Source organism: Cobetia amphilecti (genome assembly GCF_032923285.1).
In the GTDB taxonomy this organism is placed as follows: Bacteria; Pseudomonadota; Gammaproteobacteria; order Pseudomonadales; family Halomonadaceae; genus Cobetia; species Cobetia amphilecti.
Genome location: NZ_CP136695.1, coordinates 755,874 through 769,122, shown reverse-complemented (window position 1 = coordinate 769,122; position 13,249 = coordinate 755,874). Strand labels below are relative to the sequence as shown.

General features: G+C 64.6%; 14 protein-coding genes. 3 read left to right on the top strand and 11 right to left on the bottom strand.

Going from position 1 to position 13,249, the window contains the following annotated elements:
- Positions 1 to 263: 263 nt before the first annotated feature.
- The 9 genes from ccmI to ccmA all read right to left on the bottom strand — a co-directional run bounded on the left by ccmI (position 264) and on the right by ccmA (position 8,072).
- Positions 264 to 1,631, bottom strand: coding sequence for a c-type cytochrome biogenesis protein CcmI (ccmI, locus tag R1T44_RS03455; protein ID WP_317292579.1), 1,368 nt, complete (start codon positions 1,629 to 1,631; stop codon positions 264 to 266).
- The gene (locus R1T44_RS03450) at positions 1,628 to 2,176 is read right to left on the bottom strand and encodes a cytochrome c-type biogenesis protein (RefSeq protein ID WP_054555300.1); all 549 of its coding nucleotides are present in this window, start codon (positions 2,174 to 2,176) and stop codon (positions 1,628 to 1,630) included. Before R1T44_RS03450 ends, ccmI begins: the two co-directional genes overlap by 4 nt.
- The gene (locus tag R1T44_RS03445; RefSeq protein ID WP_317292578.1) at positions 2,173 to 2,751 is read right to left on the bottom strand and encodes a DsbE family thiol:disulfide interchange protein; all 579 of its coding nucleotides are present in this window, start codon (positions 2,749 to 2,751) and stop codon (positions 2,173 to 2,175) included. Before R1T44_RS03445 ends, R1T44_RS03450 begins: the two co-directional genes overlap by 4 nt.
- Positions 2,748 to 4,748 carry a heme lyase CcmF/NrfE family subunit gene (locus R1T44_RS03440; RefSeq protein WP_317292916.1) on the bottom strand — a complete coding sequence of 667 codons (2,001 nt, stop codon included), beginning with the start codon at positions 4,746 to 4,748 and terminating at the stop codon, positions 2,748 to 2,750. Before R1T44_RS03440 ends, R1T44_RS03445 begins: the two co-directional genes overlap by 4 nt.
- Positions 4,748 to 5,290, bottom strand: a complete 543-nt coding sequence (gene ccmE / locus R1T44_RS03435) for a cytochrome c maturation protein CcmE (protein WP_317292577.1) — start codon at positions 5,288 to 5,290, stop codon at positions 4,748 to 4,750. Before ccmE ends, R1T44_RS03440 begins: the two co-directional genes overlap by 1 nt.
- Positions 5,291 to 5,371: 81 nt before the next feature.
- Entirely contained in the window at positions 5,372 to 5,650 is a 279-nt protein-coding gene (ccmD, locus tag R1T44_RS03430; protein WP_317292576.1) for a heme exporter protein CcmD, read from the bottom strand.
- Entirely contained in the window at positions 5,647 to 6,408 is a 762-nt protein-coding gene (locus R1T44_RS03425) for a heme ABC transporter permease (RefSeq protein WP_317292915.1), read from the bottom strand. The genes ccmD and R1T44_RS03425 overlap by 4 nt, the downstream gene beginning before the upstream one ends.
- A 165-nt stretch (positions 6,409 to 6,573) precedes the next feature.
- Positions 6,574 to 7,296 carry a heme exporter protein CcmB gene (ccmB, locus tag R1T44_RS03420; RefSeq protein ID WP_317292575.1) on the bottom strand — a complete coding sequence of 241 codons (723 nt, stop codon included), beginning with the start codon at positions 7,294 to 7,296 and terminating at the stop codon, positions 6,574 to 6,576.
- Entirely contained in the window at positions 7,293 to 8,072 is a 780-nt protein-coding gene (gene ccmA / locus R1T44_RS03415; protein ID WP_317292574.1) for a cytochrome c biogenesis heme-transporting ATPase CcmA, read from the bottom strand. Before ccmA ends, ccmB begins: the two co-directional genes overlap by 4 nt.
- 475 nt (positions 8,073 to 8,547) lie before the next feature.
- On the opposite strand from ccmA, the gene R1T44_RS03410 reads away from it, so the two are divergent.
- Entirely contained in the window at positions 8,548 to 9,024 is a 477-nt protein-coding gene (locus tag R1T44_RS03410) for a LexA family protein (RefSeq protein WP_043333703.1), read from the top strand.
- Positions 9,025 to 9,050: 26 nt separating this feature from the next.
- Positions 9,051 to 9,677 carry an IMPACT family protein gene (locus tag R1T44_RS03405; RefSeq protein WP_317292573.1) on the top strand — a complete coding sequence of 209 codons (627 nt, stop codon included), beginning with the start codon at positions 9,051 to 9,053 and terminating at the stop codon, positions 9,675 to 9,677.
- Positions 9,678 to 9,786: 109 nt separating this feature from the next.
- On the opposite strand, the gene R1T44_RS03400 is transcribed toward R1T44_RS03405, so the two are convergent.
- Together R1T44_RS03400 and R1T44_RS03395 are read right to left on the bottom strand one after the other, a co-directional pair.
- On the bottom strand, positions 9,787 to 10,416 hold the full coding sequence (locus R1T44_RS03400; protein ID WP_286987956.1) for an FMN-dependent NADH-azoreductase: 630 nt from the start codon (positions 10,414 to 10,416) through the stop codon (positions 9,787 to 9,789).
- A gap of 154 nt (positions 10,417 to 10,570) precedes the next feature.
- A complete protein-coding gene (locus R1T44_RS03395; RefSeq protein WP_317292572.1) occupies positions 10,571 to 11,551 on the bottom strand; it encodes an MliC family protein in 981 nt (326 codons plus the stop codon).
- A gap of 607 nt (positions 11,552 to 12,158) precedes the next feature.
- Here R1T44_RS03395 and R1T44_RS03390 point away from each other — a divergent pair.
- Positions 12,159 to 13,070 carry a LysR family transcriptional regulator gene (locus tag R1T44_RS03390; RefSeq protein ID WP_054555293.1) on the top strand — a complete coding sequence of 304 codons (912 nt, stop codon included), beginning with the start codon at positions 12,159 to 12,161 and terminating at the stop codon, positions 13,068 to 13,070.
- Positions 13,071 to 13,249: the final 179 nt, after the last annotated feature.

The following is a 13,249-nucleotide window of genomic DNA, read 5'->3' as shown; positions in this document are numbered from 1 at the left end:
AAGGTCTGAAGAAATAAGTTCTGAAGAAATAAGTTCTGGAAAAAGAAGCTCTGACGCAGGAAAACCTGAAATACCGCGGCGTCGCAGGCCTTTCGATAGGAGCCCGCACCGCCACAAGGTAAACATGTCCTTACGACGAGACAGCCGGTCATCGAGGGTATTTTCGAAAAACCAGCGCGCAGTCTACCCAAAAGCGGCGATGGCCCCAACCGGCGCAATGACAAACGAAGCCGTCATCGCGCGGGCCAGGGGCCAATCGCGGCTTACTGAGTGATGCGGTGATCGATGCGCAGTGCCAGCGGCGCCTGTGATGCATCAGTGCCCTTCTCGTCATCGGCATCGGCACTGCGCGTGACGATGACATTCTCGAGCTTGCCTTCGAGATCCCCCGGCTGGGCCGTCGGCTGCCCGGAAGCGGAGATGCGCGCCACGAGCGTGACGCGCTCGGCCATCGAGAGCCGCGCCATCGGGGCCATGGCGTTGTCGTCCGACAGAGTAAGCGTCAGCGGCAGCTTGTCCGCGGTGGTGCGCACCACTGCCAGCGGCGGCAGCTTGCCTTCGGTGTCACGCGCCACGATGAACAGGGTCGTCGCTTCGGCACTGACCGGCAGCGCCGCCAGCTGCGCCTCGAGCGCCGGGTCCAGTGACACCTTGAGCGTCAGACGTGCAGCGCCCTCCTTGCTGTCCTGATCAGCCGCAGTGCTCTGAGCCACCGAGCCTTGATCTGGCGCGACCGAGTTGGCCAGGGCGACCGAGGCATCGACGTCACCGGCACTGGCCATGCGCTGGCGAGCGGCCTTGATGCCTTCGCGCAGCGCCTTGGCGGCATCGGGATTCTCGAAGCCGGCAATCGCCTTGCGCCAGTAATCGATGGCCTCGGGATAGCGGGCATGATCGAAAGCCTCGATCCCGAGCAGGCCGAGTACCGTCGGCTGACGCGGATCGGCCGCCAGCACTTCATCGACCAGTGCCTGGACCTCATCAGTCAGGGTGCGTTGGGCCGCGAAGAACTTGAGCTGCGCCAGCTGCGCGATCAGTGCGGGCACGCGGCCTTCGAGCGCGATCAAGGCCTCGAGCGACTGCATGGCCTCATCGAGACGTCCGGCATCGCGGTAGAGCGGGAACAGTGCCATCCACACCTTGGCGTTGTCGGGCTGGGCCTCGGCCTCGGCGCGCAGTCGGGCGATGCGCGCCTCGAAGCTGGCAGCATCGTGGATCGGCGTGGCGGCAATCGCCTGCGCCAGCGCCAGGTCCCCGCTCGCGCCTTCGCGCTGATACCAGTAGAGCGAGCCCGCCACCATCGCCACCAGCAACACGGGCACCAGCACGCGCCCGCTGCTGGCCGCCTTGAGCGGGGAGCGCTTCAGGGATTCGGCATCTTCCAGCAGGCTGCGTTCCAGCTCGACCCGCCCTTCCGCCAGCGCCGTGTCATCCAGCTCGCCGCGCGCATGGCCGCGCTCCAGCGAGGCCAGTCGACGCCGATAGACACGCACGTTCTCGGCGCCGAGGCTGTCGTTGTCCTCGAACGCCTGCTGATCGGCATGCACGCGACGCGCCCGCCGCAACGGCAGCAACAGCAGCCAGCCGGCGGGGATCAACAGCACGGCAATCGCCAGCCATAACAGGATCATGAGCGCTCCTTGGCAGTGTGTTGCCCAGCGCCGGGCTGCTCATCGCCGGACTGGCGGTGCGTGGCCAGCAATGCCGACAGGCGCGCCTGCTCATCATCATCCAGCGCACGCACTCGCGCACGTCGCCGGGCGCGCACGATCAGGGTCACGACCAGCAAGCCGAGCAGAATCAGGGCGGCCGGGCCGCCCCACAGTAGCCAGGTGCGCCCATCGAGGCGCGGGTTGTAGAGCACGTACTCGCCGAAGCGCGCGACCATGAAATTCTGGATCTCGCTGTCACTGCGGCCGTCCTTGAGCAGGTCCGCCACGTTCTGACGCATGTCACCGGCGATGGGGGAGTCCGAGTCGCCGATCGCCTGGTTCTGACACTTGGGGCAGCGCAGCGCGGCGGTCAGGCTGTCGTAGCGCTTCTGCAGCACCGGATTGTCGAACTGATGCATCTCGATGGCGGCATGCGCCTTGCCGGCTGACAGCCAGGCGAGAAACATCAGCACCACCAGCGCCTGCACCAGCGGGATGGCGAAACTCCTGAGCACGGATTTCATGAGCTGGCCTCCTCATCGGGCATGCTGGCAGCATCAGTCGCGGGCTCCGCGATGCGCTCCAGCGTCGGCAGGATGACGTCGCGGACATCTTCAGGGCGGATGTAGCCGGTGTGGTGATAGCGGATCACGCCCTCGGCATCGACCAGGAAGGTTTCCGGTGCCCCATAGACGCCAAGATCAAAGCCCAGCGTGCCGTCGGGGTCGAACAGATTGACGCTGAACGGGGTGCCGAATTCCTCCAGGAACTGGCGGCCCTTGGCGCGGGTGTCCTTGTAGTCGACGCCGACCATATGCACGCCGCGGCTGGCGAGATCCAGCAGCTGCGGCATCTCGTGCTTGCAGGTCGGGCACCACTCGCCCCAGACATTGACGAGGCTGACCTGCCCCTTGAGCAGCGAAGCATCGAGGCGCGCCTGCGGATCACTCAAGGTACTGAGCGAGAATTCGGGGAACGGCCGCGACAGCAGCGCGGAGTCCCGTGCATAGGGGTCATCATCGAGGCGCTGGTAGAGGAAGGCGCCCAGCCCCACCACGACCACCAGCGGCACGAACAGCACCAGACGACGAACATTCATGGGCGAGCCTCCTGCGTGGCGAGGGAGCGGGCGTCAGACGCCATGCTGGCCTCGACACGGCGGCGATAACGGCGATCCAGCACGGCGATCACACCGCCCGCCCCCATCAGCAAGGCGCCCAGCCACAGCCAGCGCACGAAGGGTTTGACCTGGATGCGTACCGCCCAGCTGTCGTCATCCAGCTTCTCGCCCATGGCGACGTAAAGGTCACGGGTGAAGCCGGCATCGAGCGCGGTCTCGGTCATCGGCATGCCGCTGGCCAGGAACAGACGCTTCTCGGGATGCAGTGTCGTCACGGGGTCACCACCTCGACTGACTTCCACCGTGGCGCGGTCCGACAGGTAGTTGGGGCCGCGATATTCATCAAGTTCGGTCATGCGGAACTGATAGCCGCCCACGCTGACTTCCTTGCCCTGTACCATGCGCACGTTCTCGGCGACCTCGGTATTGGAGACCAGCGTCACGCCGACGATGGTCACCGCCAGCCCCAGATGCGCCAGCTGCATGCCCCAGTAGCTGGGCGTGAGGCGCTTGAGCCCCGCCCAGCGACCCGCCTTCGAGGCACTCTTGTCCCACAGGTCGCGCAGCAGCGGCAGCACCACCCACAGCGCGATGACCAATCCGAGCGCCACCGAGAAGCTCCACTCGATATCCAGCGTCAGCGGCAGCAGGCCGCCGATGACGAGTGCCGCGCTGCCGGCCAGCGCCAAGCGACGCGTAAGCTCGCGGCCCGGCATCTGCTTCCAGCGCGAGGCCGGCCCGAGGCCCATGAAGGCACACAGCAGCGTGGTCAGCGGCACGAACAGCGCATTGAAGTACGGCGGGCCCACCGAGATCTTGCCCAGCCCCAGCGAATCCAGCACCAGCGGATAGAGGGTGCCCAGCAGCACGGTGACCATCATCACCAGCAGTACGAGATTGTTGACCAGCAGGAAGGCATCCCGCGACAGCCAGTGAAAGCCCAGCGTCGAACGCACGCGCGGTGCGCGCAGCGCGAACAGCAGCAACGAGCCACCGACGGTGATGCCGAGCAGCACAAGGATGAACAGTCCGCGGTCGGGGTCACTGGCGAAGGCGTGCACCGAGGTCAGCACGCCGGAGCGCACCAGGAAGGTGCCCAGCAGTGATAGCGAGAAGGCAAAGATCGACAGCAGTACCGTCCAGCTCTTGAAGGCACCGCGCTTCTCGGTGACCGCCAGCGAGTGGATCAGGGCGGTACCGGCCAGCCACGGCATCAAGGAGGCGTTCTCGACCGGGTCCCAGAACCACCAGCCGCCCCAGCCGAGCTCGTAGTAGGCCCACCAGCTGCCCAGCGCGATGCCGACGGTGAGGAAGGCCCAGGCGATGTTGGTCCAGGGGCGCGCCCAGCGTGCCCAGGCGGCATCGAGACGCCCGCCCATCAGTGCCGCCATCGCGAACGCGAACGCCACCGAGAAGCCCACGTAGCCCATGTAGAGCATCGGCGGATGGATGATCAGACCGATGTCCTGCAGCAGCGGATTGAGGTCCGCGCCGTCAGCCGGCATGTCCGGCAGCAGTCGCGCGAAGGGATTGGAGGTCAGCAGCACGAAGGCCATGAAGCCGGTGGAGATCAGCCCCATGATGCCCAGCACCCGTGCCAGCATGTCGCGCGGCAGATGGCGCGCGCCCAGCGAGACGGCAAAGCCCCAGCCGGCCAGTATCAGGCTCCACAGCAGCACCGAGCCCTCATGGCTGCCCCACACGGCGCTGAACTTGAAGTACCACGGCAGCTGGCTGTTGGAGTTGTTGGCGATGTAGGCGACGCTGAAATCATCCAGCAGGAAGCTTGCGGTCAGGCAGGCATAGGCGATCAGCACGAACAGGAACTGCCCCCAGGCCATCGGCTGGGCGAAGCTCATCCACAGCGGACGGCGCGTACTGGCCCCCGCCAGCGGCACGACCGCCTGCACACAGGCCAGACAGGCACCCAGAATCAGCGCGAAGTGGCCGATTTCCGGCAACAGTTGCGTCACCATCACGGGGTCTCCTGCGGATCGAGCGCGGCCTTGGCAGCGCTGCTGTCGCTGGTCTTGTTGTCAGCCGCATTGCCGGTCTCGTTGCCCGTCTTGTTCCCGGTCCTGTTACCAGACACATCACGCCCGGAGGCCTTGAGTGCATCGGTCACCTCCGGCGGCATGTACTTCTCGTCATGCTTGGCCAGCACCTCGCTCGCCTCGAGATGCTTACCATCGAAGGTGCCCATCACCACCACGCCCTGCCCTTCACGGAACAGGTCCGGCAGGATGCCCTGATAATGCACCGTCACGTCATGATCGAAATCCGTGACGGTGAAGATGGCATCCAGCGTCTCGTTGTCGCGTCTGACACTGCCATCACGCACCATGCCGCCCGCACGGATCTGCCGCCCCTGAGGCGCTTCGCCACTGGCGATCTGCGTCGGGGTATAGAAGGCGTTGATGTTGGCGCGCAGGGCATAGAGGGTCAGGCCCACCGCGAGGGCGGCCAGCAGCACGATGGCCGTGACGATATACAGGCGCTGCTTGCGTTTGGGAGTCATGGTCAGGGCTCGATCAGGGCAAGGGACGGTCAAGCCTCTCGCGGCCGGCGGGACAACCGCCGCGGGAGGCAGAAAACAGGTTCAATCACGAGAGGTGTGGCGCGAAACCTGATGTGACGAACGATGCGAAGCGCGGTGTGAAGCAGGGTTTGAAGCAGGGTGCGAAGAATGACGGGAAGCGTCACGGCGCAGCCGGCGACGGATATCCGCCTCCAGCGCGCGACGCGACAGCCGCGTGGCGATCACCAGCCCCACCAGACACGTCGCCGTCAGCCCCCAGGCCGACCACACATACAGCGCATGGCCGCCCATGGCGAAGAACTCGCTGACACTCGAGAAGGCGATGCCCGGTAGGTTCATGACTTGTCCCCTTCTGTCGCGACTACCGCAGCGTCGGGGCGCGAAGACGGACTCAGCAGATCACGCACCCACTGCTTGCGACTCTCGCGTCTCAGCACCTCGAGCCGCGTGCGCATCAGCACCAGCGCGCCGAACAGGGCGTAGAAGCCGATCACCATCATCAGCAAGGGAATCCACATGCTGGCCGGCATCGGCGGCGCTTCGCTGAGCGTGAAGGTGGCCGGTTGATGCAGCGTGCTCCACCAGTCCACCGAATACTTGATGATCGGGATGTTGACCATGCCGACCAGCGCCAGGATCGAGGCCGCGCGCGAACCGCTGTCACGGCTGGCGAAGGAGCCACGCAGCACGATCACGCCCAGATACAGGAACAGCTGGATCAGCATCGAGGTCAGCCGGGCATCCCAGATCCACCAGGTGCCCCAGGTGGGAATGCCCCACACCGAGCCGGAAAACAGTGCCAGCGCCGTCATCAGGGCACCGACGGGCGCGGCGGCCGTGGCGACCATGTCCGCCAGCTTGATCTTCCACACCAGGAAGAGCAGCGCGCATACCGCCAGCAGCATGAAGCACGACTGGGCGAGAATCGCCGCCGGCACATGCACATAGATGATGCGGAAGCTGTTGCCCTGCTGGTAGTCGGCGGGCGCGAAGACCAGCCCCCAGACACTGCCGGCCACCAGCGCGATGATGGCCAGGGCCCAGAGCCATGGCAGCCAGCGCTGGCTGGCCGCGAAGAAGGTCGCCGGTGCGCCCATGCGATGCAGCCACGGCCATAGCCCGCCCTTGCGGGGGCGAACCTTGCGGGCAGGCGCTTGAGGAGAGTCGGAGTCGGCGGTCACACGGGCCTCTTGTCAGGGGCAATGAAGAGCCTTGCGAATGCCCGAGAATGCTCGGGCAGCGTCATGCAGTTCTTGATCGGGCTAGCCATTGATGCTCAGCCTGAGTCCGGCGGCGATGGCAAGCGGCGCCAGCAGCAGGGCCAGCGCCAGCATCGCGCCCAGAATGGCCAGATGGGCCAGGCTGGGCATGCCATTGACGGCGCTCTGTACGGCGCCGGCACCGAAGATCAGCACCGGAATGTACAGCGGCAGGATGATCAGCGAGAGCAGCACTCCGCCGCGCCGCAGCCCCACCGTGAGCGCCGCACCGATCGCGCCGATCAATGACAGGCTCATGCTGCCCAACGCCAGCGAGGCGATCAACACGCCAAAGGCGCCGCTCGGCAGCCCCAGCATCACGCCCAGCAAGGGCGCCATCAGCGCCAGTGGCAGGCCGGTCAGCAGCCAGTGGCCTGCCACCTTGGCCAGCACCAGCAACGGCAATGGCTGCGGCGTCAGCAGCAGTTGCTCGAGACTGCCGTCCTCCAGATCCTGCCGGAACAAACCATCCAGTGACAGCAGCGTCGCCAGCAACGCCGCCACCCACAGCAGGCCCGGCGCCAGCGTCGCCAGCAGCGCCTTGTCCGGGGAGATGCCCAACGGAAACAGCGTGACCACCAGGGCGAAGAACACCAGCGGATTGATCAGCTCACTGCGCCGGCGCAGCGCCTGACGCAGGTCGCGCGCGAGGGTCGCCTTGAAGGCACCGGCCAGCGAGCTGGTGGGCGGGGCCTCGGGCAGTGCCGTCAGCAGCTCATGGTTCATGCCGAGGCGCCTTGTGTAGAGGCTGTGTCTTTCCCGCCCACGCCCTGCTCTGAACCCTGTTCTAGCCCCTGCTCTGATCCCTGTTCGGCCTTCTCCCCTTCCTTCGCGCCCAGGCATAGGCGGCGCAGGCGCGAGGCCTGCGAGAAGCGATGATGGGTCGTCATCACCACACTGCCCCCACGCTGGGCGTGAGCCAGCAGCAATGCCTCCAGCGCCTGAACGCCGTCGCGATCGATGGCGGTGAAGGGCTCATCGAGCACCCACAGCCGGCGTGGCGTCAGATGCAGCCGCGCCAGCGCGATACGTCGCTGCTGACCGGCGGACAGCTGCTGGGCAGGCACATCCTCGAAACCAGCCAGCCCCACGGCGTCCAGCGCTGCCCAGGCGAGCTCGCGGCGGGCCTCTGACTTCGCCTGCGGTTGACCGCCCAGCGCCTGATACCAGGCAAGGTTTTCCAATGCGGTCAGGGTGCCCTTGATGCCGGGCTGGTGACCCAGATAGAGCAGTGAGCCCAGAAAGTCGTCACGCACCCGCGAGGTGGGCTGGCCGCGCCACAGCACCTCGCCCTCGTAGTCATGGAACTGACCGGACAGAATCTTGAGCAGGGTCGTCTTGCCACTGCCATTGGGGCCCACGACCTGCAGGATCTCTCCCGCATGCAGCGAAAGATCCAGCCCCTCGAACAGCCAGCGCTCATCACGCTCACAGCCGAGCGCCACGACCGCCAACAGAGGCGGCGCGCTACAGACTTCATCGCTGGCAGGCAGGCTGGGCATCCCGGATTCTCGCGGCTGAGCCGTCGCGGAGTGCGACATCAAAAGCAGACCCCGTGGGGTCACTGCGAGCCATTCTACGAGCTGAGGTCGACACTGACCACCGAGCAGCCGATCGCCTGACCTCGCAGCCCCGCCATGACGGGCAGTCAAGCACTCGAGAAATATATCAGCGACATGTGGTGCACATTCATACGACACACTTTCGCTGGATTGGCGCTGGTCGATCCGCTCACCTCTTGCCACTTCGCGAGAGCTTGCTATGATGCAGACACTGTATACAAAAACAGTATCCATACAGTACCTTCATCACACGCCTGCCGAGTGCAGGCACAGACTGATCGGGTCGGCTCAACGCGTTGTCAGCATGTTCGCGGAGCCTAGCAGGCGACAGATGAACTCAGCCTGACGACCCTCCACGCTGCACCGCAGGCCGACGCACCATCCGCGCCGACCGCACGGCATCAGGGGATAGCTCATGTCACGTCTTCACGCTCCGCATTACCTTCAGCGTCTTCACAACCTGCCGCTCAATGACCAGGCCTGGCAGGAAATCACCGCCAGCGACATGATGGATATCCCGCTGCTCGGCAACATCACCGCCGGCATGCCCATCGAGGCCATCGCCGACTGCGGTACGGTTGCCGTGCCGACGCGCATGGTGCGCCGCAATACCTACGCCCTGCGCGTGCGCGGCCATTCGATGATCAACTGCAATATCCATGATGGCGACATCATCATCATCGAACGCAGCGAAAGCGCCGAGAATGGCGAGACTGCCGTGGTGATGATCAACCAGCAGGAAGTGACACTGAAGAAGCTGTATATCGAGAAGACCGGCGTGCGCCTGCAACCGGCCAACGACAGCATGGCCCCCATCTATCTCAAGAATGCCGATATCGAAGTACTGGGCATGGTGATGGGCGTGGTGCGCGGCAACGCCGTCACTCACTGAGGGCGACGCTTTGGTAAGATGGTGCCATGACCTATCTGATACCGGCACTGGCGCCCGAGGCGCACCATGAACACAGCATCGAGATCGAGAAGAGCCGCTTCATCGCCTGGCTGGCCCATGCCCCGACGCCAGAAGGCATGACGCGGCTGCTGGCTCAGGCGCATCTCGCCCACCCCAACGCACGCCATCACTGCACGGCGTTCATCGCCGGGGCGCCCAATGAGCAGAACGCCATCGGCTTCTCCGATGATGGCGAGCCGGGCGGCACTGCTGGCAGGCCGATGTATCAGGTGCTCGAAGGCAGTGGCGTCGGCCAGGTGGCCTGTGTGGTGATCCGCTACTTCGGCGGCATCAAGCTGGGTACCGGTGGCCTGGCACGCGCATACAGCCGCGCGGTGCTCGAGGGGCTCGAGCACCTGCCCACCACGACCTTCACGCCGCGCACGCCCAGGCGCCTGAAGGTCGGCTTCGCCCATGAAGCCGATGTTCGTCACTGGTTGAGCGGCTACGATGTGCCGGTGGATGCCAGCGACTATGGCGCCGATGGCGTGGTGTTGACGGCGGGCTGGCCGCAAGGTGGCGCCCAGCCGCCGCTGGAAGAACTGCATGCGCGCCTCAAGGGAGCGCTGGAAGTGCTCGATTCCCGCGACTGATCTGCACCAGCGACTGACTGGCGCCAGCACCTCCCTTTGGCTCTCCACAAACACGAACGCCATCGCCACCCTTGTCAGGGCGGCGATGGCGTTCGTGTTTTCACTTCTCTCAGCTGAACTGCAGGGCTTCCACCTGATTGGCGATGGCAGCCTTGGCCTCGGCCAGCGAGGCGGCCCTGGACTCATCGCCCATACTGAGGCCTTCGGCATACACGAAGTGCTGATCCGTGATGCCCATCAGCCCGAGCATGGATTTCAGGTGTGGTGTCTGGGAGTCCATTTCAGTGCCCGCGTACATGCCGCCACGCGCCGCCAGTACCAGCGCCTGCTTGCCTTCCAGCAGGCCCACCGGCCCTTTCTCGGTATAGCGGAAGGTCTCTCCGGCACGCAGCACCCGGTCGAACCACGCCTTCATCTGCGTCGGCAGGCCCAGATTGTAGAGCGGTGCCGCAACGACCAGCAGGTCTGCCGCTCTCAGCTCGGCCAGAAAACCATCGGACAGTGCGGCGAGCTTGCGTTGCTCGGCGCTACGCTCATCCGCCGGCGTCATCCAGGCCTGCATTTCCGCGCCATCGAGATGCGGCAGGTCACGCTCGACCAGATCATGATGCGTCAGCTGAAATGGCTGCCCGGAGGCCTCGAGCGCACTGACGAAGGATGAGGCCAGCGCACGTGAATTGCCCTTGTCGGCGAACAGGGAAGCAGACACCAGCAGGACATTGAGCGAAGCTTTTGACATGTGGAGGGTCTCCATGAAAGTGAGGCGCGATCCTGTCGACGGTATTCGACCCGATCCGCATGCACAGCATGATAAATGAACCATTCCACACGAAAAGCGACTTAAATCGCCCATATCATTCGAAAAAAGCGAATATTAAATCCAGTCAGCCCTCTTATTCGACCGCCGACTGATAACGGAACGCCTCGCCACAGCCCTTCAATTCCTGCCCCGCAATCGTCAAGGTCGCCGTCAGCGGATAGGGCGCGCCCTGCATGGAATCGAAGCAGGCGCCCGGCGCGACCACCAGCTGCAATGGCTCGCCCTGCTTGCCGTCAGCCGGGAGTTGCGCCTTGAGCACACGACTATCATTTTCCTCGCGGGCGACCCGATAAGGCAGCTTGACCACCTGGACACCTGACGAGCGAGCGCCAGCCTCCGCCTCTGCAGTGCGCTCGGATGCCTGCGCCTCGTGCGGCGACTCGAGCAAGCCCTGCATGGCCGTCAGCGTCAGCAGGTTGTGCTGGCTGTCGAGACTGACCTGCCAGCCGGGCTCATTGCCCTGCGCCACCAACAGCGGCTTCTGCGTCGTCGGATGAATCACGCGCCGATCATCCTGCACACATTCCAGATTGCCACGGGCATTCTGCAGCATCGCCTCGGAACCCTTGAACCACACCTCCAGTCCCTCTTCACCGGGCAACGCCTCCACATCACCAGACGCCTTCTCGGCCGGCGATGCACCGGCATTGGCCTGATAGCGCTCGCCCGAGGCACTGACGACCCGCTCCAGGGTATAGGCATGCCGGCGTGACCACAGTCGCAACCAGTCATGCGACGCCTCGGCGTCGCCTTCACTGAAGGCCATCAACAGATCCTGCGCCGGAGTACAGCGCCACACCTGATACTCACTCGCCCGGGGCGGTGGCAGAAAGCCGGAGGGCAAGGTCACGGCAGCAGCCTTGCCCAGCGATTCCGCACTGGGCGGCGCAGGCTTCTTCGCCACCTCATGCACCACGGGGCCCGGGTCCTGCGCGGGGGCCGGCACCTTGAGCGGCGGCTGGCCAGCATCCGTCCCTGACGCGGCATCCTGACTCCACGGCAGGGAGGTACATCCGGCCAGCAGCAGGGGCACCGCCAGAGGCGACAGGCGCAAGCCCGCTCGACCGGCAGCGATCATCCCTGGCGTGAGACTCGCGGCCCACCTATGGGGCAACGCACGGGAAATGGCAAAAAGACGACAGCAATGACGTGACATGATGAACCCTCCCTGGGCATGTCGGACGACAAGATGCAGCGCAGGACTCTCGCGACGAGACACTGCGGCATGGCTGGACTTCAAGGCGGAGACGGCGGCCTTCCTGGCGCACCCTGCCAAAGTCTATCAAGCGCAGTGGGGCTTGTGGGGATGGGAATGCACTAAGGGTACAAGGCGCTTGCCCTGCCGGCCTTGCATGACACCCTCTGCACAGCTGACTCCGGCGCCCTTCGTGCTCCACTATCTCAGTGATACGCGAATCGCCATGAATATGAGACAGTGTCATGAGCACTCTCGGGCAGCCGCGCGTCACGATGGTGGCCTTGGCCTGGCGGGAAGAAGATCCCGCTGCCACTCTCCCACTGTTCCAGTCTCGCGGGAGTGATTGACCCGCGCGCGGCTTGCACCAGGACTTTCAACTTATCGTTCTCGGCTTGCCTGTCTCAACCTGCCGTTCACAACGCACCTTATTTCACTCAACCTCTCAACATGAGCACCATTCATCATGCTTGAATTGCGCCATCTGCGTACCCTGCTGGCCCTGCGTGATGCTGGCTCGCTGGTCGAAGCCGCGGAGCGTGTCCACCTTACCCAGTCCGCCCTGTCCCATCAGCTGAAGGACCTCGAGGAGCGCCTGGGCGCGCCGCTGTTCATCCGCAAGACGCGCCCTGTGGAGTTCACCCGCGCCGGACAGCGCCTGTTGTCGTTGGCAGAGCAGGTACTGCCGCAGTTCCGCATGGCTGAGCGCGACATTGCTCGCATGGCGGGTAGCGAGCAGGGCCGGCTGCACATGGCCATCGAGTGCCATAGCTGCTTTCAGTGGCTGATGCCGACGGTGGATCGCTTCCGCGATCACTGGCCGGAGATCGAAGTCGATATCCCCTCGGGCCACAGCTTCGCTCCCCTGCAGGCATTGGGCCGCGAGCAGCTGGACCTGGTCATCACCGCCAACCCGGTGGAGATGACCGGTATCCAGTACATTCCGCTGTTCCGCTATGAGGTCATGCTGGCCGTGGCACGCCAGCATGCGCTGGCCATCAAGGGCCATGTGGAGCCGCAGGACCTGTGCGACGAGACCTTGATCATCTATCCGGTCGAGCATGATCGCCTGGACGTCTTCACCCAGTTCCTCGAACCGGCCAACGTGAGCCCACGCGAGATCCGCAGTGCCGAGATGACGGTGATGATGATGCAGCTGGTCGCCAGCGGCCGCGGCGTCACGGCACTCCCCAACTGGGCACTGGCCGAGTATCTGACGCGCGATTACGTGCGTGGCCTGTCGCTGGGCGACGGTGTCTGGGCGACGCTTTACGCCGCCGTCAGAGAAGATCTGCTCGGCACGCCGTGGATGGACGACTTCCTGCGTACCGCCCGTGAGACATCATTCGAGGTGCTGAGTGGCGTGAAGCCTGCCTGACACCCGGGCCTCAGTGCTTACGAGGGATAGATACACGAAAGCCCCACTACTCGATGCCTTGCGGCCTATCGAGTGGTGGGGCTTCTTGTTAGTACTGTTCAATGCTTGTTCACGCCATATCACTACGGCTTGCGCGCAAGACTTTTTCTTCAGCACAAACAGAACCGCCCCAGCATGAG